At 56.1% G+C, this 20465-nt stretch carries 18 protein-coding genes and 1 tRNA gene; 9 read left to right on the top strand and 10 right to left on the bottom strand.

The window, feature by feature from the left end; genetic code table 11:
• Nucleotides 1-5 precede the first annotated feature (5 nt).
• From RCI_RS06755 to RCI_RS06745, 3 genes are read left to right on the top strand one after another with little or no spacing between them, the layout of a single operon-like run.
• Nucleotides 6-914, top strand: coding sequence for a hypothetical protein (locus RCI_RS06755; RefSeq protein WP_012035662.1), 909 nt, complete (start codon nt 6-8; stop codon nt 912-914).
• 25 nt (nt 915-939) lie between these two features.
• Complete coding sequence (locus tag RCI_RS06750; protein WP_012035661.1) at nt 940-1560, top strand: hypothetical protein; 621 nt, start codon at nt 940-942, stop codon at nt 1558-1560.
• 12 nt (nt 1561-1572) lie between these two features.
• The gene (locus RCI_RS06745; RefSeq protein WP_012035660.1) at nt 1573-2274 is read left to right on the top strand and encodes a hypothetical protein; all 702 of its coding nucleotides are present in this window, start codon (nt 1573-1575) and stop codon (nt 2272-2274) included.
• Nucleotides 2275-2314: 40 nt separating this feature from the next.
• Here RCI_RS06745 and RCI_RS06740 read toward each other — a convergent pair whose 3' ends face one another.
• The 4 genes from RCI_RS06740 to RCI_RS06730 all read right to left on the bottom strand — a co-directional run bounded on the left by RCI_RS06740 (nt 2315) and on the right by RCI_RS06730 (nt 5474).
• Nucleotides 2315-3736 carry a double zinc ribbon domain-containing protein gene (locus RCI_RS06740; RefSeq protein WP_048198203.1) on the bottom strand — a complete coding sequence of 474 codons (1422 nt, stop codon included), beginning with the start codon at nt 3734-3736 and terminating at the stop codon, nt 2315-2317.
• Nucleotides 3737-4007: 271 nt separating this feature from the next.
• A complete protein-coding gene (locus RCI_RS16955) occupies nt 4008-4172 on the bottom strand; it encodes a hypothetical protein (protein WP_158308881.1) in 165 nt (54 codons plus the stop codon).
• An 81-nt stretch (nt 4173-4253) separates the two neighbouring features.
• Nucleotides 4254-4577 carry a hypothetical protein gene (locus RCI_RS06735; RefSeq protein ID WP_148266553.1) on the bottom strand — a complete coding sequence of 108 codons (324 nt, stop codon included), beginning with the start codon at nt 4575-4577 and terminating at the stop codon, nt 4254-4256.
• Nucleotides 4578-4763: 186 nt separating this feature from the next.
• On the bottom strand, nt 4764-5474 hold the full coding sequence (locus RCI_RS06730; RefSeq protein ID WP_012035656.1) for a CDGSH iron-sulfur domain-containing protein: 711 nt from the start codon (nt 5472-5474) through the stop codon (nt 4764-4766).
• Between the two features lie 255 nt (nt 5475-5729).
• Here RCI_RS06730 and RCI_RS16655 point away from each other — a divergent pair, with 255 nt between their 5' ends.
• Nucleotides 5730-5918, top strand: coding sequence for a hypothetical protein (locus tag RCI_RS16655; RefSeq protein ID WP_148266552.1), 189 nt, complete (start codon nt 5730-5732; stop codon nt 5916-5918).
• Nucleotides 5919-5982: 64 nt separating this feature from the next.
• Here the strand turns inward: RCI_RS16655 and RCI_RS16950 are convergent, their stop codons facing one another.
• Nucleotides 5983-6120: a hypothetical protein gene (locus RCI_RS16950; protein ID WP_158308880.1), complete on the bottom strand. Its 138-nt coding sequence runs from the start codon at nt 6118-6120 to the stop codon at nt 5983-5985.
• 163 nt (nt 6121-6283) lie between these two features.
• Between RCI_RS16950 and RCI_RS06725 the strand changes: the two genes are divergently transcribed.
• The gene (locus RCI_RS06725) at nt 6284-7621 is read left to right on the top strand and encodes a sensor histidine kinase (protein WP_012035654.1); all 1338 of its coding nucleotides are present in this window, start codon (nt 6284-6286) and stop codon (nt 7619-7621) included.
• Nucleotides 7622-7626: 5 nt separating this feature from the next.
• Here RCI_RS06725 and RCI_RS17605 read toward each other — a convergent pair whose 3' ends face one another.
• From RCI_RS17605 to acsA, 4 genes are all read right to left on the bottom strand, one after another.
• Nucleotides 7627-7761 (bottom strand): DUF2284 domain-containing protein, encoded by a 135-nt coding sequence (locus RCI_RS17605; protein WP_148266551.1) that lies wholly within the window; start codon nt 7759-7761, stop codon nt 7627-7629.
• 375 nt (nt 7762-8136) lie between these two features.
• Nucleotides 8137-8211: transfer RNA gene (locus RCI_RS06720), tRNA-Glu, on the bottom strand.
• Between the two features lie 1194 nt (nt 8212-9405).
• On the bottom strand, nt 9406-10266 hold the full coding sequence (locus RCI_RS06715) for an SAM-dependent methyltransferase (RefSeq protein WP_012035653.1): 861 nt from the start codon (nt 10264-10266) through the stop codon (nt 9406-9408).
• Between the two features lie 729 nt (nt 10267-10995).
• Nucleotides 10996-12783: an acetate--CoA ligase gene (gene acsA / locus RCI_RS06710; RefSeq protein WP_048198200.1), complete on the bottom strand. Its 1788-nt coding sequence runs from the start codon at nt 12781-12783 to the stop codon at nt 10996-10998.
• A 242-nt stretch (nt 12784-13025) separates the two neighbouring features.
• Here acsA and RCI_RS06705 point away from each other — a divergent pair, with 242 nt between their 5' ends.
• The 4 genes from RCI_RS06705 (at nt 13026) to RCI_RS15720 (ending at nt 19665) form a co-directional block, all read left to right on the top strand.
• Complete coding sequence (locus RCI_RS06705; RefSeq protein ID WP_012035651.1) at nt 13026-14951, top strand: threonine--tRNA ligase; 1926 nt, start codon at nt 13026-13028, stop codon at nt 14949-14951.
• A gap of 582 nt (nt 14952-15533) precedes the next feature.
• Complete coding sequence (locus RCI_RS06700; RefSeq protein WP_012035649.1) at nt 15534-16100, top strand: flavin reductase family protein; 567 nt, start codon at nt 15534-15536, stop codon at nt 16098-16100.
• Nucleotides 16101-16116: 16 nt separating this feature from the next.
• Entirely contained in the window at nt 16117-16566 is a 450-nt protein-coding gene (locus RCI_RS06695; protein WP_012035648.1) for a flavodoxin domain-containing protein, read from the top strand.
• A 231-nt stretch (nt 16567-16797) separates the two neighbouring features.
• Nucleotides 16798-19665, top strand: coding sequence for an OmpL47-type beta-barrel domain-containing protein (locus RCI_RS15720; RefSeq protein ID WP_158308879.1), 2868 nt, complete (start codon nt 16798-16800; stop codon nt 19663-19665).
• 60 nt (nt 19666-19725) lie between these two features.
• On the opposite strand, the gene RCI_RS06685 is transcribed toward RCI_RS15720, so the two are convergent.
• Nucleotides 19726-20463, bottom strand: a complete 738-nt coding sequence (locus RCI_RS06685; RefSeq protein WP_012035646.1) for a V4R domain-containing protein — start codon at nt 20461-20463, stop codon at nt 19726-19728.
• Between the last annotated feature and the right edge of the window lie 2 nt (nt 20464-20465).

The following is a 20465-nucleotide window of genomic DNA, read 5'->3' as shown; positions in this document are numbered from 1 at the left end:
GGGAAATGGGGAGAGCGGATAAGATAGTGGCCCGGCTGCCCCACTTCTACCGGGGCTGGGATAAGAGTTCCGCCGTCAGGACGCTGGCCGAAGGCGTGGGCATGCAGATGGACGAGGCGGAGAAAGACCTGGCCAGGATCATGCGCTCTCACTGGGTAGACACGGCGAGCGGCGAGGAACTCGATCGGATGGGCCAGCTGTTCAGCGTACGCCGGAAGGATGGCGAGCCGGACAGGGAGTTCAGAGGCCGCCTCAAAGCTGCCATCATCAGCTATAAAGGCGGAGGCACCACCGGGTCGATCTGTATGCTGGTCCGCATCACTCTGGGCCTGCCCCCAGAAACGCCCGTCACGATCGAGGAGAACCCGGCAGTGTCCATGAGAAAGGAGTGGAAGGTACGGGCAGGCATGGAGTGGACTGTCAACCCCGTGAGCGTAGAGGATGCCGTCCCTGAGATCACCATAACGGTGAACACCGAGGGCGCCAGAATCTCGGACCCGACTCTCGCCAACCTGACGACGGGTGAGTCGATCACGTTCAAAGGGGACATGGCCTTCGGGGACACGCTGGTCATCTCTGCCGGAAAGGCGACCCTCAACGGCAGCGACGTGACTCCCCGGATGTCGACGGCAGGCGTTCCGGCGCTGCCCCGGAGAAGATCGAAGTGGAGGTACACCGAAGCGGTGGGCGCTAACGTGGGCGCCTTCGACGAGGCGAGGTTCGACCAGTCTGTCTTCGCCATCGACATATCGTCCACGGTGACGATGGAATGGACTGCGAGGAGGCCGGCCACATTCGTGGTGAACGTGCCCCGGCCGTACCTGGACAGGGCAGGCATCTCTGCACGGTATCTGCAGGACCTGATCGACGGAGTCAAAGCCTGCGGAGTCAGGGCCGAGATAAAGGTTGTATGACAAGGAAGGAATGTAAGGTGGTATCATGGCGATTGAACTGAACTACAAGAAGCCGGGCGACCTGATCAGGTCGGACGAGTGGAACCAGATGCTGGATGAGCTGGCCAGCCTGCGCAGCTACATCGACAACATGACGAGGAGCGTGACGCTGACCTCGCTGTCGAGCCCCGTCGGGGCTTCCTGCGGGCTGGGCGGCGGCGTGCCGGACGAGTTCAACTATGGCACGGAGGTCATGGGCCTCATCACCAGGCAGTACTACGCGGGTAAAACTGAGGCCGGCGACATCTGCCGGTTCGGGCTGAACGACCACGCGGATACGATCTCTTACTGGTCGGGCGCCGCCTCCGGGGATAAGGAAGCGCTGTCGATCCTCATCGAGTACGTAGATGGCACTGTGTACGAGGCGAAAGACCTGTTTGTGCACGAGTGGTCCAGCCTCCGGCCCAAAGGCCAGAAAACCCCGTACGTCGAATACCTTCAGTCGCCTAATCAGCGCCTCTGGTACCGGTACGTGCTGGTCAATCCCAGCCCCGACTCGGAGATCAGGTATATCACGTTCAGGGATACGAGCAACGACTGTGCGGTAAAGGTCGCCAACGTGCTCCACTACGTGACCAGGGTACGGCAGCTCAACGTCAGGAAGTGAGGCGGACAGGCGATGATCGGGGAGATTGACGAAGCGCTGCTCGATACGCTGCGGAAGGCGGAGGTTCTGCCCGGCGAGAAGATCACCGCTGGGCTCTCAGGTACTCCAGAAGACAGATCGCTTGCTCTGGCCGGCAGAGGCCTGATAGTAGAAGAGCAGGGTATCGGCAACTCCCGCACGATCAAAAAGGAACAGGTAGCAGACATGTTCGACTGTGACGGCTCCAGAAAAGAGTTCGCATTATCGCAGGCGCCAGTCAAGCCCCTCCTCAGCGTGGAATCGCCGCCGGGCAGCCCCAGGAACGAGCCCGCGGACTATACTGTCGACTACGTCAGGGGCACGGTCACCTTCAGGGCTCCGCCAGAGAAGGCCAAAGACGGGCTCATAGTCCGCTATAACATCGCCAGAGCCACCGGAGAGGTCATACTCCTCAAGCTGAAGCTCGAATACGCTTTCTACGCCACCGCCAGCGACGCGGCGGAGAGAAACCGGATACTCCTCGCCACCATCGACACCCTGTACAGGGAAAAGGAAGCCCTGATCAAAGCAGGCATCGAAGAGCTCCGGATACGCAAAGCATGTCAGCTCCAGGACAGCGAAGGCAGGTACACCGATACTTCCGTGCTGGAATGCGACGCGTGGACCACCCGTCGCATAGAGCTGCCTCCAGGCACCGCCATGGGCAAGATCGAGGTTTCGCAGAGCAAAAAGTAAGAAAAGACAGGGGGACTGTTAAGCCCCCCACGCATTTTTATCACTGTTTATCCGGCTGTCTGGCGCCGCAGTGGTGGCAGAACCTGGCCGCTTCGGGTATGACGGTGCTACAGGCGGAGCACTGCTTTACGTCCGTACCTGACGGAGGCGTCCGGCCGCATTTGGGGCACTGGGAGGCTTCGAGGGACATGGGGGTGCCGCAGTGCATGCAGAACCGCTTGGGCATGCCCTTGAAGATCACTTTGCCTTCGCCGTGCATGTTGCCGAGGGTCGCCACGATGACGGCAGTGCCGCTCACCTCGCCTGCAGTAATATTTGTGCTCGCCGACTGAGTCCTCGCGGGCATCTGCAGCGCCGGAGCGATGGTGCCGAGGGTGGAGTTCAGAGTGATGGTCTTGTCTTCGAGCGGCGCTACAACGTTGCCCTTGCCGTCCATGATCATCACCGTGACGGCGGCCGAGGAAGCCCCGTCTGCCGGGATCGTACCGGGCTGCACAGTGATGTCCAGGCTGCCCTGCTCGACCGTGAAGTCCAGCTTCGTGACCGCCATCTTGCCACCTGCCCGGGTGGTCAGGGTCACCGGGCCGAACTCCTTCGACGAAAGGAGATCTGCGTCCACGTGGTCCTTGCCCTGGGGGATGACGGTGTTCTTGATCGTGCCGGCCGTAGTTTCAAACTCCACGTCGGTGTCCCGGCTCATCGTCTTCACCATGCCCAGGCCGTTGACGAACTGCACCCGCACCGGCACCTTAGATGATCCGTCCGCCGGAACCTTCGTCTTCTTCGGCACCACCTGGAGGCTCGACTTCAGCCACAGGAACAACGCTACGGCTGCCAGTATCAGGAGTAAGACTGCACCGATGGCTATGTAGATGCCGTAATCTGCCAGGATTGAAGCGTCGGTGCCGGGAGTTACTACGACCGGCGGAGGAGTAGGCGTTCCCTGATCAGGGGTAGGAGTGGGAGTGGGAGTGGGAGTCTGGGTCACTGGCGCGGCTGAGACCACGAGGCTCTGAGTGCCGGAGTCATCCTTGACGTTGCCGGGGTTGCCGGGGCTAAGAAATGTCTTGTAGGCCTGGGCAGTGATCGTGTAAGAGCCGGGGGCGTTACTAGTGAAGTCAGCCTTTGCCTCTCCCTTGTTCATTCTACCCACGATGGCGACAGATGAGGTGGTGGAGGCCGCCGGATCGAACGTCCCTGTGGCTGGGGAACAGGTGAACTCGACCGGGACGCCCGTGGCCGGTGTGCCGTTGGCAGCCCAGGTCACCTTAGCGGTCACCATAGCGTGCCCGCCTGCCGCAATCGAAGTCTGGTTCACCGTTACAGTGACGTTATAGCTGTTACTGGTTATCTGGTAAATGTCCGGATTGACTAAGATGTTCTTGGTTGGCTGCAAGGCATACGGCAGCGTAGAACTAACGTTTGCGGCGCTGGCTACGGGCACCAGCAGCAGGATTGCCATAAAGAAAACTACCAGGGCTGACAGAGCCCTGTGACTGCGATTAAACCCACGCATAGATCATACCCCGCCGGACGGCTTTTACCGCATGCGTCCGGCTATTAGAAGCTTACTGGAAGAACGTATAAAAATGTTTCTTATATGACCAGAGCATCAGCTGCGATGCCAAATGAGAACCAGTGGCATGACGAGGCACTGGCAGCGGGACTGTCTGGCATACTTATCAATGGCCGGTGGAGGTATTCCCGCATCCGGTTACCGGGCCGAGGGCGATTTACGGATACGGAGCCAGAGTAACTATATTCACAGGGGCGGTGGGCTGGACAGAGGTGGGGAAAGCCTGCCCGGACCCCTGTGATAATGAGAAGATCGCGATCGCAATGACGCAGATGGCGATGACGGCGATGATAGCTCCCGCTATCAGTAGCTTATTCTGCATAATCTCACAAACCAGAGGCGTTCCGCCCCGATGAATAAAATGGCAAAAGAGTATTTAAGGTTTCTATCACAATCCGTTAATTCACGAGCTTTCAAGCTCCTCGTCAGGCATTTGATGTGCCTCTTCAGCCTTCGCCTTGCGGAGCTTCCTGAAGCTGTCGATGAGGACCGAGCTGTCCCGGATGGCAGTGATGGACTTCCCGAGCAGGCTTTCATCGACGCGGAGCAGTCCCTCGCCGGGTTCGCCCACGCTGATCGCCAGCTCCAGGTAGCCGAGGGCAATCTGGTTGAGGTTGAGCAGATCGTGCTCCAGCCTATCATAGCAGATATCGGAAGATAGCTCAGCTCCCATCCCGGCGGGAAGGTTTACAGCGATAGCCCCGGCTACACATTGCTTCGACTTCACAGAATCACTCACCCGGCGTATTATGCCTTGATTAATAGAAATGAGTGAGTGGTATATAAGCATTATATCATAATCTGTTAATCTAGGTGCGGATAAGGGGAAGGACGTTTATTATGTGCCGGAGGAGATGAACGGCTGATCATGAGAAACCTGCGATAGGAACGATAATAAAAAATCTTCAGTCACCTATTCCAACGACTCGTCTCCGTCGTTGAACTCGCTATCTATGTGCGAGCCATCGCAGAATGGCTTATTGCCGGATCGTCCACACCTGCACAAGGTCACCCGGTTCCGGGTCTCGTATTTTCTGCCGTCCGCAGACTCCAGAGATACGCCGCCTTTAAGCCATATCGGCCCGCTTACCCCGGCATCAGGGTCCTCGACCAGGCTAACGGAGGGCTCGAAGAGGGGTTCGACCGGCTTCTCGGCCTTTTTATCCCAGATCACCAGCCGTCCCGAGGGACACTGGCCTGCGATCTTTTCCGCGAGCGCCCGGGACTTCTCGTCTTTCACCTTTGGGACCAGGTCCCAGATGCCTCCCGCCTGGTGGCAGAAGCGGGCGCTGGCGCACAGGTCGGGGGCGTCGAGCAGGGCGATGTCCTTCCCCGAGATAACGTCGGCCTGGTCTACGAACTTCTTGTGGCTGGCCGTCTCCGTGCCGTCGAAGCCCGTCCGGGCATGCATACCATCGCAGAACGGCTTGTGTTTCGACTCCCCGCACCGGCACAGCGCGTACACCTCCCGGTCGGGATATGTCTCGCCGGGCTGCCATTCGACCGGAGTACCATCCCCGTCGACGACTATGATCTCTTTAGCCAGCGGCAGCTTACCCTCTACGAGGTAAGGCCCGTTCTTTGCGATGGTCACTTTCCGACTCAAGTCTGGATTCCCCCACAAGATACTATGGATAACTCCTTTTGCGTGCCGAGCTAATATACTATCTGCAGAGGCGGACGAGCCCTGAAGGAACATTTATACACGATCCCAGTATTTTTTAGATTTTAATTAACGGATTGTGACATAATCTCTATATATAATTAAAAATTGTTTTTTATCTGCCGATTACCGGACAATGCCCATCACAGGCATACGAAGAGCCCGTAATTGACGGCATACAGGATTGTTTTACCCGCGTGAGCGGGGGTGTAGGAAGTGAAATTCGATAAGTTCGTGACAGGTATCCTTATACTAATCGTTGTTATGACTATTCTTGCCATTGCTGCAGTATACATCGCGCCTGCTAACAGCGTGAATGCTAACGTTTCTGCGACAGGAATTCCCACTGTGCTACCAACGGCAGAGCCCGGAACCCCGACGCCTGTAGTCGACGATTCGGCCTGAACCTGAGCGACACCTGCATGGTACAGGTGACCACATAAAACCCCGGTCCGGGAGGCTTGAGAGGTCAGGAGGTCAGAGAGAATATCTTTAAAAAATCCTCCCAAACCTTTCCACACTCCCAATCCTCCTCTCCTACCTCTCTTATCTCCCTAACCTCCCAGCTTGAAAATCCTCCCCGGCCTCCCGGGAACTCCCCGACCACCAGGACTCCAGACGTTAGTCAATACGGGTGCTACTTTACCCTATTATTGGCCCGGGGCAGGCCGGGAAATACTAAGGCAGATACGAGCAGAAGTACTTATCTCATCGTATACATACGATTATATAATTGAATATAAATAATTGTTATAGTCGCATGATATGCCATGTCCGAGGAAGGAAAATCGTACGAAGAGCTTGAGAGGGAAATAGCGAACCTGAAACGGCAGGTCTCCGAACTGCAAGATGCTGCCCATCGGCAAAAGGCGTCGGAGGAAGACCTGAAGCTGGACGAGGCGCGCCTCGAGGCGCTGCTGAGGCTGGGTCAGCTCGGTGACGCGTCCGAGCAGGACATAGCCAACTTCGCTCTGGAAGAATGCATAAGGCTGACCGGAAGCGAAATCGGCTGGATGGGCGCGCTGGACTACAAGAAGGGCGTGGTAAACCTGTACAACTATTCCAGCAAGACACTGCAGAGGTGTAATGTCCTGGGTATGCCTCACTCCTACGTCCTGGAAAGCGGTGGCATCTGGGCAGAGCCGATCCGGCAGCGTAAGGCGATCATCCTCAACGACTTCGCGGCACCTCACCCGGCAAAAAAAGGCTTTCCTCCAGGCCATCTCCAGCTGAAGAACTTCCTGGCCGTGCCCGTCTTCGACGACAACTCCGTGGTAGCCCTGGCTGAAGTCGCTAACAAGGACGGGGACTACAACCACTCTGACGCCCGGCAGCTCACCCTGCTGATGGACGGCGTCTGGCGGATCATCCTGCGCAAGAGGGCGGAAAAAGCGCAACAGGAGGCTAAGAATCAGGCCGAGATGTACCTCGACCTCATGAGCCACGACCTCAACAACCTCAACCAGATGACACTCGGATTCATGGAACTGGCCTTGCAGGAGCTTGACAAGGGAGGCCTGACAAAGGAAGAGCACCGGTACCTGATCGAGCGGCCGATCGAGACCCTCCGCAGCAGCATCAGGCTCATCGAGAACGTGAAAAAGCTGCAGAGCGCCAAAAAAGGCGGGCTGAAATCCCGGGTCTTTGATCTGGATGCGATCCTCCGGGAAGTCGTGCAGGAATACGCCATCGTCCCCGGGAGGGACGTCAAAATCAGCTACACCCCCGAGGAGGGCCTGTTCGTCCCTGCCAATGAGCTGGCCAAAGACATCTTCTCCAACATCATAGGCAACGCGATCAAGCACTCTCCCCCCGACAGGCGTCTCGAGATCAACGTCAGGGCCGCATGGGTGACAGAGCAGGGAAAACCGTACATTGCTACCATGATCGAAGATAACGGCCCGGGCATCCCGGACGATAAAAAAAGCCAGCTATTCAGCCGGTACAGCTGCGGGCCTGAAAAACGGTATAAAGGAGGGCTGGGGCTGGAGCTGGTCCAGACGCTTGTGTCCGACTTCGGAGGCAGAGTGTGGGTAGAAAACCGGATAGCGGGCGACTATACTAAAGGATGCCGGTTCGTCGTTATCCTGCCTGCCGCCGGGCGATAATCCCGTCACTCAAGCAGTAAAAGCATGAGCGCCGGCACCATCTCCGGCGCCGGGCTATACGGCGGACAGGTCGGCCGCTCGCCGTAGTGCTTGCACCCGAACTGGCATCTGTGAAAACGGGCTGTATGGCCCGATAACAAAAAGGGTAAATGGTGATGTTTTAGTTACTCTCGCAGGGAGCGATCGATAACGGGCCTTTAATGGCCTTACTTCTTTTTCTGCTGCTTCTTCGCGCAGCCTGCACATACCGGCCTGCCGTTCAGCTGCTCAGTCGCCTTTTTGCCGCAAAGATAGCACTTCTCATTCTTAGCCGCCATGCCTGGTCACCCCTTTCAGTTTTTATTTGGCCTCTGCCTGGAGCGGTATTAACTGTAAGACCTTGTATAAATAGGTAACCTTTAAGAAGGGTGTACTAGCGATGCCCGGAATCCCGGAACTGTATCTGCTCTGTCTCAAACAGAAAGTAAGAGATGGCGGAGAATCAAAAGAAGGAATGATATCCCTAAAAAAACTAATGCTCCGGTCGGGATTCGAACCCGAGTCGTCGGCTCGAAAGGCCGACATGATTGGCCGGACTACACTACCGGAGCGTCTAAAAGTGCGAACCTAAAATATGTCTGCCAGTATTTATACCTTCCGTGTCCAAATGCGGCCCGTTGTCATTTATGAAAAATTTTGTATAAGTATCCGTACCGTTTACACAATGTAGACGAAGTATAGTCTTATGAAAAATGTGTTATATCGGCTATGGTTATAGGGCCGCCAGGCACGTCTGGAAGCCAGGCACTCGCCTTATGAAAAATGGAACATTCAGGTAAAGGCTATGGAAAATTGAAAGTTGGCCCGGCATAAGTCGAAAATACCGCCAGGCACGCCAAGGGGCCAGGCCCGCCAAGAGCTAATTTTTCATGGAACGCCAAGGGCTTTTCGATCAGGATCGCTACGAATAGCTAAATATGGCTTGGCGAGCCTGGCACCTTGGCGGTCTTGGCGGTATTTTCAACCCTTTCAGGGCAAACGTTAAATTTTTCATATCCCCTTACTTGAAAATTCCCTTTTCATCCACGAGTCATCTCTGAAATGTTTCGTACGAGTGCCCGTACCATTTACACGAAGTACCCGAAGTATAGTCTTTACTGTAACTTTTTGGACATGTGCCCTATCAAGTCGTAGGGGGTATAGCCCTTGCAAATTCTCGTGCGAACGTACACGAACGCTGCGCTGTGCCTTACCGGATTGCTCTGATTCAGTGGGACAGCAATACGAACGCTGCGCTGTGCTTGGACACAGATTTAACAGATTGCACAGATTGCACAGAGGCTCATCGATAATGATCGGAAAAGGCTTCCCATACTTCTGTTTTTCAGTTAATCATCTGTGCAATCTGTGCAATCCGTGCAATCTGTGATTATGCACAGCGCAGCGATCGTGTACGACTCGCCTTCGAGAACGCCTGTGAATGCAGGCGTTCTCAAGGCGATTCCCGACAGCCGGTTTTCCCTCTTCAATCCTCCGGGCACTCACCTTCCTCCTCTCAGACCTCCTGACCTCCCTGACCTCCCAGTTTGAAAAGTCTCCCGGGCCTCCGGGCACTCCCCAACCTCCCGTTTTCCATGATACTTGTGCGCAAGCCGGGCAACAGGGAGGTTTCGGAGGCGCCGGAGATCAGAGAGAACGATCTCAGGGAGAGGTCAGAGAGGTCAGGAGGTCAGAGAGGAGGATAGTGAGGAACCGGAGGCTATGGAGGGCCTGAATGACGAATATTCAAAAAGTTCCAGAAATGGCTACGATTTCCGCCTATCAGAGGATTTAGCCTTCTTCGCCGGCGCTCTGGCTTTCTTCTCCGGCACTTTTTCCTCCGCGGGTTCGGCAGAGTAAAAGCCCAGCATCGGTATCCTCAAGTTTTCAGGCCCCTGGCCCACGATTTTATCCCTCGCCATCCTCGCCACAATATATACGTAGCCAACGTAGAACATGGCGTTCTTAGCGTAGTACACGTCGATCTCTTTAGCCAGGGCTTGCCGGAACTCCTCTGGGAAGCCGAAGTCTGCTTTCTTGATCAGCCGGCTCATGGACATGTAGTACCTGTCCCAGGCCGACTGGGGCACCATGGAGAGGTGAACGATCTCGAATCCGTTCTGCTCCAGCAGCCGGCGGTATCCGATTTCGTTCAGGAACCGGAAGGTGCCGTTCTCCTCGTAGACCTCTCTGATCTCCGGCGGCACGTCCTCCCGCAGGTAAATCAGGTCGGTCAGCGCCAGGTAAGAGCCATCTTTAAGGAGATCGGCGCAGCGCCTGAGTCCTTTTTCCCTGCCGATGTAGGTGAGCGCTCCGCCTTCGGCGAGGATCAAATCGTAGTGTCCGGTGCCGAAGTCCATTTTAGTGCCGTCCCGGACCTCGAACTGCACGATCTCGCCCACGCCGGTGTCCAGCGCCTTGTCGCTGGCGTAGGAGATCAGGCCCCGGTCGATGTCGAACCCTTCGACTTTACATCCGAACTGCTGCGCGATCGCGCAGGACGCTTCCCCTTTGCCGCAGGCGATCTCCAGCACTCTGGACCTGGCGTTCAGGCGGGCGATCAGCCCGGAAGTAAGCGTAAACGAGCGGCCGCCAGGGGCGAGGTAGTCGAAGTCGTCTGTGATCATGATAGCCAGCCTGAGAATATCAGTATGGGAACATATATTGCTATCGGTACCAGGAACTGTGATTTCTATCTCGTAGCCCGGTACCCCCGATAAAAACGTTGAAGAAAAAGAGATCTCTCGAGTCATATCCAGGTAGTTGAAGTTTCTGGTTATCACCCCCTTCTAAATTAGTTATCCGGTAGATTAGTCCCGCGTAGCAGTCCAATGATCGACATCATATCCGAAGCATTACTTTTCTCGCCTGTCGCTGAGCTAACACCTCCCTGTTTAAATCGGTCATCTGATCTACATGCGCGGCCAGCCCTGCCGTTCAGAGGTCAGGTAGCAGGCTAACCCTGTGACGGCACTGGCCTGACGAGTCCTGGATTAGCGTTATATTTGTACACCGGGGCAGGTATCGTTGTCCTGCCGCACTACAATACATAATTATTTTTAGTGATATATAATTTATATGCCTTCCAGTTGCGGAAATCGGAGAAGTTTCCGTCGTTTGAGCTTCGCCGTTTAATCCGAAGCAGCGATTTAGCGAAAGCCGGGAAAAATCGACGAGAAGTGCAGGGGCGTTCACCCCCGCAAGCCTCGTGCTGGATGCGGATAATCGTCATTGCGGGGAAGTGCAGGGATATCGGTTGCCCTGCAGATCCTCCGCGGAATGCGGATAATTTCTAAGGTCTGGAGGTGCAGGGGCATGCCACATGCCCCTGCGGTAATGCCGGGCTCCGGGCAGGATCACTCGTCGTCCAGCGTAGCGAGGTCGCCCAGGGGCAGCCCGAGCTCCTGTGCCTTCAGGACACGGCGCATGATCTTGCCGCTGCGGGTCTTGGGCAGGCTGCTCTTGAACTCGATCTCCCTGGGATAGGCGTGTGCCGCGAGCTTGGTCTTGACGAACTCGGAAATCTCCCGCTTCAGCTCCTCAGTGCCTTCGAAGCCGGGCTTGAGGGCGATGAAAGCTTTGATGATGTTGCCGTAGAGCGGGTCCGGCTTGCCGATGACGCCGGCCTCTGCGCATGCCGGGTGCTCCAGAAGCGCACTTTCCACTTCGAAGGGCCCGACCCTCTCGCCAGACGTCTTGATCACGTCGTCGACCCGGCCCATGAACCAGAAGTACCCGTCGCTGTCGACGCAGGCGCTGTCTCCGGTGACGTACCAGCCGGGGATGCGGAAGTACTCCTTGAACTTCTCCTCGTTGTTCCAGATGCCCCGCATCATGGAAGGCCACTCGGGCTTGATCACCAGGTTGCCCGGCACCCCGGGGGGAAGCACGTTGCCCTTGTCGTCAACTACCGCAGCCTGGATGCCCGGGACAGGCTTGCCCATGGATCCGATTTTCAGGGGCAGGTTGTAGAAGTTGGCGATCATGTTGCAGCCGGTCTCCGTCATCCAGTAGTTCTCGTGGATCGGGAGGTCGTAGACCTTCATGCCCCACCTGATCACTTCGGGGTTCAGGGGCTCGCCCACGCTGGTGATGTACCGCAGGCTCTTCAGGTTATACTTAGCAGCGACGTCGTCGCCCGCTTTCATGAGCATGCGGAGCGCCGTAGGCGCGGTGTACCAGACGGTGACCTTGTGGCGATCGATGATGGAGTACCAGGCGTCAGCCGTGAACCGTCCTGCGTATATGACCTGGGAGGCCCCGCAGAGCCACGGCCCGAAGATACCGTAGGACGTGCCCGTCACCCAGCCGGGGTCTGCGGTGCACCAGTAGACGTCGTCGTCCCTCAGGTCCTGCACCCACTTAGTGGTGATGTAGTGGCCGATCATGGCGTTGTGGACGTGGACGACGCCCTTCGATTTGCCGGTCGTGCCGGAAGTGTAGTGCATGATGACCGGGTCTTCGAGGTGGCACCACTCCATCTTGAACTCTTCGGGAGCGTAGGTCATCTCCGCGTCGAAGTTCAGCTCGCCTTCGCCATACTTGTAGCTCGCGTCCGCCTTGCAGACGATGACAGTCTCGAGGGACGGGACCTCGGCCCTGATCGGGTCGATACCGAGGCGCTTCATGTCCGGCGTAGTTATGACCATCCTGGCCTCGCAGTCGTTCATGCGATCCCTGACCGCCTCTGCCCTGAACCCGCCGAAGAGCGGAGCGAAGATTGCGCCCACCTTGGCGATGGCGATGGCGCTGATGTAAAGTTCCGGAATGCGGGGCAGGTAGACGAATACTCTGTCTCCCTTCTGGATGCCGGCCTTGCGCAGGACGTTGCCGAACTTGTCGGACAGGGCCTTCAGCTCGGAGAAGGTGTACTTCTCGTGCTCCCTGTTCGGGCCCTCCCAGTAGAGCGCAACCTTGTTCTTTCGCCAGGAGGCGGCATGCCGGTCGATCGCCTCGTGGGCGATGTTAACCAGGCCGGTGTAGTTCCAGTCAAAGTCCTTCTTTGCCTCGTCGAAGCACCAGCCGCTGTTGCAGGTCTTGTGGTAGTCCAGGTTGCACACGCCGAACTTTTCGACTACTTCGACAGAGCCGACTTTGCGCACCTGCCAGTTCTTACCACTGATGCCCTTGGTTGAGTTAAGCATTCCATTGCTCGTTGTGGCGGTCATTTAATGCCCTCAGATTGCTAATAAACAATCATGATAAATAAAGGTTTCCATTGTTAATGATTGGTAATTTAATTATTTCCGGCGGGTGAATAAAACGCTGATCTGCTAATCTTCCAGCCGCCACTCATTCAACGGCAAAAACAGCAATCGCCGCTCTACATATCACCCCAAATTATATAACCGAAAATCACATCATTGTTCTAACATTAGGTGAAAGAATGCAATTACTACTCATCCACTCCGACTTCATCGAGTACGAGGTGAAAAAGAGCACACCCGTCGCCGAAAAAATCGAGGACGCAGTCAGGTCCGGGCGAATGGAGGAAGCTCTCACTGCCTTCGCGGCAGTCGAGAAGCCGGACGAGTCCAATCCGCAGTACGTCATCGAAAAAGGCCTCGAAGCCATCATCAAGGTAGCCGAACAGGTCAAGACCACCCGTGTCATGCTTTACCCTTACGCCCACCTGAGCGCTAACCTCTCCTCGCCTAAGATGGCGGTGGAAGTCCTGAAAGGCCTTGAGGCGGCCCTGAAAGGCAAAGGCTTCGAAGTCGCCAGGGCCCCGTTCGGCTGGTACAAGGCGTTCACCATCAAGTGTAAGGGCCATCCGCTCTCCGAACTGTCCAGGACCATCAGGCCCGAGGGCGTAGAGGCAGTCAGCGTCACCCCGGCAGTTGCAGCGGAGAAGCCGGAAGTGGTCTCCGAGGCAGTCAAGGCCGAGGAAAAGCTCAAGAGCTATTTCTATATCTTAGACGTCGACGGGCAGTTGAAAGACCCGAAGACTTTCGATTACAAGGGCCATGACAAGCTCAAGGCGTTTGTTGACTATGAGATGGCCAAGAAGAGGGCCGTCGACAGAGAGCCGCCCCACGTGGAGCTCATGCGCCGGCTGGAGCTGGCGGACTACGAGCCCGGCAGCGATCCGGGTAACATGCGGTGGTATCCCAAGGGAAGGGCCATGAAGAACATGCTGGAGCAGTTCGTCCTCAGCGAGGCAGCCAAGAAAGGCGCCATGGAAGTCGAGACTCCTATCATGTACGACATGGAGCACCCGACTCTCAAGAAGTACCTCGACCGGTTCCCGGCCAGGCAGTACACCGTCATCGCGGACAAGAAGAACCTGTTCCTCCGGTTTGCGGCGTGCTTCGGCCAGTTCCTGATGAACCATGACATGACCATCTCCTACAGGAACCTCCCCCTCAAGATGATCGAGCTCACCCGGTACTCCTTCAGGAAGGAACAGAGAGGCGAGCTGGTCGGCCTCCGCAGGCTCAGGGCCTTCACCATGCCGGATATGCACACGTTATGTACTGACATGGACGGCGCCATAAAGGAGTTCGGCGATCAATATGAAATGTGTATCAACACGCTCGACACCATCGGCATCGACATCAAGACCGACTACGAGGTCGCCATCCGGTTCACCAAGGACTTCTATAACAACAACACCCCGTTCATCCAGAGCCTGGTGAAGAGGGCGGGCAAGCCGGTCATCGTGGAGATGTGGGAAGAGCGGTTCTTCTACTTCGTCCTCAAGTTCGAGTTCAACTACATCGACTCGCTGAACAAGGCCAGCGCTCTCTCCACCGTGCAGATCGACGTGGAGAACGCCGAGCGGTACGACATCAACTACGTCGACCAGAACGGCAACAGGCAGCGGCCCATCATCCTCCACTGCTCGCCTTCGGGCGCCATCGAGCGGTGCATTTACGGCCTGCTGGAGAAAGAGGCCATGGAAAGCGAGAAGGGCGCTGTCCCCATGCTGCCCGTCTGGCTCTCCCCGACCCAGGTCAGGATCGTCACCATCTCCGAGAAGCACGTGCCCTTCGCCGAGGCCCTCGCTGACAGGATGTGCAACGTCCGGGTCGACATCGACGACCGGGAAGAGACCGTGGGCAAGAAGATCAGGGACGCCGGCAAAGAGTGGATCCCCTACGTGGTCACCATCGGCGACGCCGAGATGAACGGCGACAAAATCCCGGTAGTAGTCAGGGCCGAATCTCAGCAGAACAAGCCTGCCAAGGTCGAGATGACCGTAGAGGAATTAGTCGAGCGCATCCACAAAGAGACGGCCTGCCTCCCGTACAGGCCTCTGCCTGTCGTGAGAAGCCTCGCAAAGCGCCCGAAATTCGTGGGCAGCATATAAACGGACGATGCAGAGGTATCCGCCTCTGCATAAGCTTTTTTAGTCGATATAAGCTGAAATACGGCTTGCCTGAGTCACCATTAATTAAATTTGGCAATATTTATAAATGTAAGCGTCCAATCTACTATTCAGACCTCCCGTGCCGCCAACGATCGGGGCGTACCCCGATTACGGCGCTACAACAGTCACGATTATCCGAACATGCCGAACAGCGAGGGCATGCATACAAACAAACAAGTGACATGTGTGGGTTTGAGGAAGGATGGAAAAGATCGATCGGGGCCGGCCGCTGCACGCACCGGCCCGGCGATCACCCTCAAGGCTAAGTGTAGCAGTAGGCCTCTTTGAGATATTGAGTCGCGAAAACGGCAGGGGACACATCACCGTGGTGGGTATTGAGGCCCTGCCGCCCGGCGACAAATTGCTATTAGATCAAGTTCACGCTATGGCCACTACTTTACACTGCTGTGGTATTGCGTTACCTGGTTGCTTCTGTATGGTTTACCTTCGCACTGCTCGCGGGAATACTTTATTTAACCGCAGGTGTAATTTACCCATAATATTGTTGCAGGAGCTTTTGATATGGATAAGCTAACCATTGGCGCTCAGCCTTTGATGTTCCCGATGCCCGCCGTGCTCGTGGGCTCGAATGTAAACGGTAAGGCAAACTACATGGCCGTGGCGTGGGCCGGGGTGGCCAACATGGCGCCGCCGATGCTGTGCGTGGCCATCAACCACGTGAGGCACACGTACAAGGGGATTGAAGAGAATGGCACCTTCAGCGTGAACATCCCCTCCTCTTCCCAGGTGGTCGAAACTGACCACTGCGGCATGGTTTCCGGAGCAAGGGAGGATAAGTCCGCGGTGTTCGAGACCTTCTACGGCAAGCTCAAGACTGCGCCGCTGGCCAGGGAGTGCCCGGTCAACGTGGAGTGCAAGGTGTTCCAGAAGGTGGACTGCGGCAGCCATGTCCTCGTCATAGGCCAGATCGAGGAGGTCCACGTCAGCCAGGACTGCATGACCGACGGCCACCCGGACATCTCTAAAGTTGACCCCATCATCTACTCGTTCGGGGACTCGGGCTACTGGAAGGTCGGGGAAAAGATCGGCAAGGGCTTCTCGGTAGGCCGGTCCTATAAAAAAGAGTGAGGGCAGGCGGGGAACCATGACAGACGTCCTCATCATCTACGACAGCAATACCGGAAATACCGAAAAGGCCGCAGCAGAGGTACTGGAAGGGGTGAAGGAGAGCGGGGCTTCGGCGGTGGCGAAGAAGGTTGAGGACGTGACAGAGGCTGATCTGAGAACCGCCCTCGCGGTCATCCTGGGCTCGCCTTGCCTTCACGACAGTATTACCGGCCGGATCCTCTATTTCGTAGAAGGCCTCATGCGCAACGTCAGTCTCTCGGGCAGGCCGGGCGCCGCGTTCGGCAGCTACAAGTGGAGCGGCGGTAACCTGTCCCGTCTGGAGGCGGAGTTGAAGAGCCAGGGTATCAGGCTCGTAGCTCCAGGCGTGAACTCTCTCCGCGCCCCGAACGCCGAGACGGCGCGGAAGCTCAGGGCTCTGGGACAGACCGTCGGCGAAGAGGCGCTGAAGCTGAAAAAGGACCTCTGAGGCTTCTTTTTTCTTATTCCTTGCCAGAAGCGCCAGTAAACCTGGCGACAGCTCTAGAAGTTAATTATTTATAAGTGGTTGATATAAGCTAGTTTTATTGCTTCGGCCTGATAATCTCGCAACCAATCTAAATTCTGCCAGAATTTTTTACATGCGACGGGCCAGGTGGGGGGAGGGCTTATTAAAGTCAGTATCCGTTTTGCAGCAGCCTGTATAGCTGTTTACGTACTGTTGTTGATCGCAACAGCGGAGGTCCACGCAGCCTCTGCGAGCACTACTATCACCGACGTTGTAGTGAATGCCGATCGCGTGACGATCTATTACGCTCTGTCCAATACGGCGCCGTCTTTGGTCCAGTTCGAGATCACCGATTCGAAGGGCAGTGTCGTCAGGACTCTTTCCGAGAGCGGTAAACTCCCGGGCAGCCACAATATTGTCTGGGACTGCAAGGATTCCTCTGGTAAAAGAGTTCCGACAGGCACTTACACTGTCAAGCTCGCGGCTACCGGTAAGATAATTGGAGGGTCTACCGAGGTGCTGCACGACTTTTACATAGACAGCGATGGGATGATCTTTGTCACTGCTGCCTTCGGTTCTTCTACGGGCAGTATACTTGTGTATAACAGCACAGCTTCGTATTGGGGTTCAATAGGTTCTGACCTGGAAGTTCCCTGGGGCATAGCAAAAAAGTTTGACAGCGGTCCCTATTATCAAGGCGGCACTTTATACGTGACCGATTATTATGGAGAAACTCTGAGCACCATCAAGGAGGGTAAACAGTCAACCAAAGGTCTTAGCTTCGAACCTAAGTGTGCCGCCTTTAACAGTACGGGATATCTATTCATTCTCTCCTCAGCAGGTGAGGGTCGCGTGTACGTGTTAGACTCATCCGGTAAACTTGCTTACAGTTTTTCTGTAGCATATCCTACGGGTCTATACATCGACAGTTCAGATAACATCTACGTTACTGGCAATGACAGATTGTCCATCTATACTCCTGCCGGCTCTCTCACCGGGACCCCGTTTAAAGTGATCGGCGTGGGAAAAGGTACAGGCAACAATCAATTCAATCAACCGACGGGAGTAGCTGTCTACAATGGGCGGATTTATGTTGCGGATAATATGAATAAGAGGATTCAGATCTTTGATAGCAATGGCAACTATATTCAGACGTACCTGATGATAAACACAGCTGGCGAGGGTGTCTACCCTGAATACCTGCACTTCGACAGTAACGGCAACCTGTATATGAGCACTGGCCATAGCCTGAATGCTATCTACGCCCCGTCTTCGAGGTCTTTCACTACTGTTGATATCTTTCCTCCCACGGTGACCTGCAAGACGAACGTGACCCCTCGCAACGGCTGGTATAACAGTGATGTGGAAGTGACGGTGTCGGTGACTGACGACTACGCCGGGGTAAAGTCGCTTAAAATGGGCTGGAATAATGATAGCATTTCCTTAGTTCCAGTGAACCTGCAAGACATACCGAAATTTTATTTTGATGATGAAGGGAACACGACTCTGTACTGGATGTGCGAAGACAATGCGAACAACGTAGTCTACGGCAACATCACGATCAGTATAGACAAGACAAAGCCGGAGATCTACGGCGCACCTGATCCGTTAGCGAACGCTTACGGGTGGCATAAAGGCGACGTCGTGGTCCGCTTTACCGCTTCTGATGCACGTTCGGGTGTGGCGTTCACCTCGTCCGATGTGACTGTGACGGGCGAGTGTACGAACTGGTCCGTGGTGGGATCCGCCGAGGACTGCGCGGGTAACCGGAATACCACTTCGGTCCTCGTCAGCATCGACAGGACTCCTCCGGTGATCACCGGCGGCCCGACGTCTGTGCCAAACTCGAATGGCTGGTATAACCGCTCCGTGCAGGTGAATTTCACCGCCACGGACGCCAGGTCTGGAGTGGAGCATATCTCGCCCAACGTGACGCTGGCAGGAGAGGGCTCCGGCCAGTCTGCGACCTGTACGGCCGTGGATAAGGCATGCAACACGGCCACGAAAGAAATCACTGGCATCAACATCGACCTGACGGCCCCGCAGACGAAGGTGAGCCTTTCGGGCACCACAGGTAGCTCCGGCTGCTATGTTGGCGATGTTACGTTGACCCTGTCCTGCAATGACAGCCTCTCCGGCGTCAAGACCACTGAGTACAGCACTGACGGCTCGACATGGACCACTTACAGCGGCCCTGTTACGTTCTCGAACGAGGGCACCATCACTGTATATTACCGCTCTGTGGACAATGCGGACAATGTCGAGGACATGAAATCGGTGACCTTCATCCTGGACAGGACTGCGCCTGTCTCTAGCGCAGCCCTCTCGGGTACGATGGGCGACAATGACTGGTACGTCTCGGACGTAGTCGTGACGATCACCGCAGTCGACAAAGGCCCGTCGGGCGTCAGGGCGACTGAGTATAGTCTGGATGGCTCGACCTGGCAGCCTTACACGGCGCCGGTGACTTTCCCGGCAGACGGCACTACCACTGTGTATTACCGGTCTGTGGATAATGCCGGCAACCTCGAAGCGGATAAGCAGGTGAGCTTCAAGATCGATAAAACTCTGCCCGCGATAACCGGTACCTTGAGCGGTGAGCGGAGCAGCCTGGGCTGGTTCGAAGGAGATGCTTCTCTTTCTTTGAGCTACGGCGATGACCTGTCTGGTGTCCGCAGCGTGATGTACAGCCTGGATGGCTCTTCCTGGCACACGTACACCGGTACGGTGAAGATCCCGAAAGCCGGTTCTCACTACGTGTACTACGGTGTCATCGATAATGCGGGTAACCGGAAGAACGGCACGAGCCACGTGTACTTCCCGCCGGCGAGCGTCCAGTACTTATGGAGCCTGATCTCGCCCACGGCGACTCCGACTCCGACGCCGGCTGTGACGCCGACGCCCGGAGCAGAAGTGACTCCGTCTCCGGCAGTGGCGCCGACTCCTGAGGTTACGCCGACACCCATGCCGACGACCACTGTGCAGACCTCGCCGGGGAACAACTGGTGGCTGTACTTGTCAGGCCTGCTGGTAGTCGGCCTGGCCGGGGCAGGAGCGTACTTCCTGTTCCTGAGGAAATGAGACATGGATGGAGCTTAACGCTCCATCTCTTTACTTTCATCTGATGGCGCCTGGCAGGCATTAAAAAATCTTAATGATGAACTTGCAGTGATGGTGCCCGGTACCATAGCACTCGATCTCCTCGATCGAGCACTGCACCTTTAGCTTTTCTTCGATGATGGCCTCGAGGATGCCCTCATCCATGGAGCACTGGGTCATGCCGATGTTCGGGATGGAACTGCAGTCGAAGCAGTCGTCCACAACAATAGTCGGCACGTCGCCTGCCACGATGCTCACTTTGCCCAGCCCCTGATCTTCCCAGAACTTCGACACCTCAGCCAGTAGCTCAGGCGCCGTCTTAGACTTGAAGCGGGGGGCGAGCATCCTGCCCACGTCCCTGCCGATCTTCTTCATCACAGGGCTGGTGTCCACGCCATAAGACTCCATGCCGCTGCGCACCAGGTGGAACAGCGCCTTGAGGAACGCGTACTGATCGCCTACGGCAGCCGGTACTGTATGCAGGATCGCGTTGTAGTGCACGCTGACCGGGGTGCGGGAACTGGCAAGCAGGTCGGTGTTGATGCCGAAGTACTTCTTCCGCCTGTCGTTCGGGTCCACTCTCTTGTAGATCATTCCCATGTCGAGCAAGTCGTTCAGGTGGACTGACATGGTGGATTTTGCCTTGCCGCAGACATCGATCAGCTGTTCGAACGTCAGTTCCCTGTCGTGGAGCTGCTTGAGGATTTTATTCTTAATAGGGCTCTCTATGGCGATCATGCCCTTCTTAGTAGAGTAGATCTCAACACTTTCCCGTTGCACGT

The sequence above is a fragment of the Methanocella arvoryzae MRE50 genome (genome assembly GCF_000063445.1).
Lineage (GTDB): Archaea > Halobacteriota > Methanocellia > Methanocellales > Methanocellaceae > Methanocella_A > Methanocella_A arvoryzae.
The sequence above is the reverse complement of the archived record's forward strand: the minus strand, read 5'-3'. Positions and strand labels throughout refer to the sequence as shown.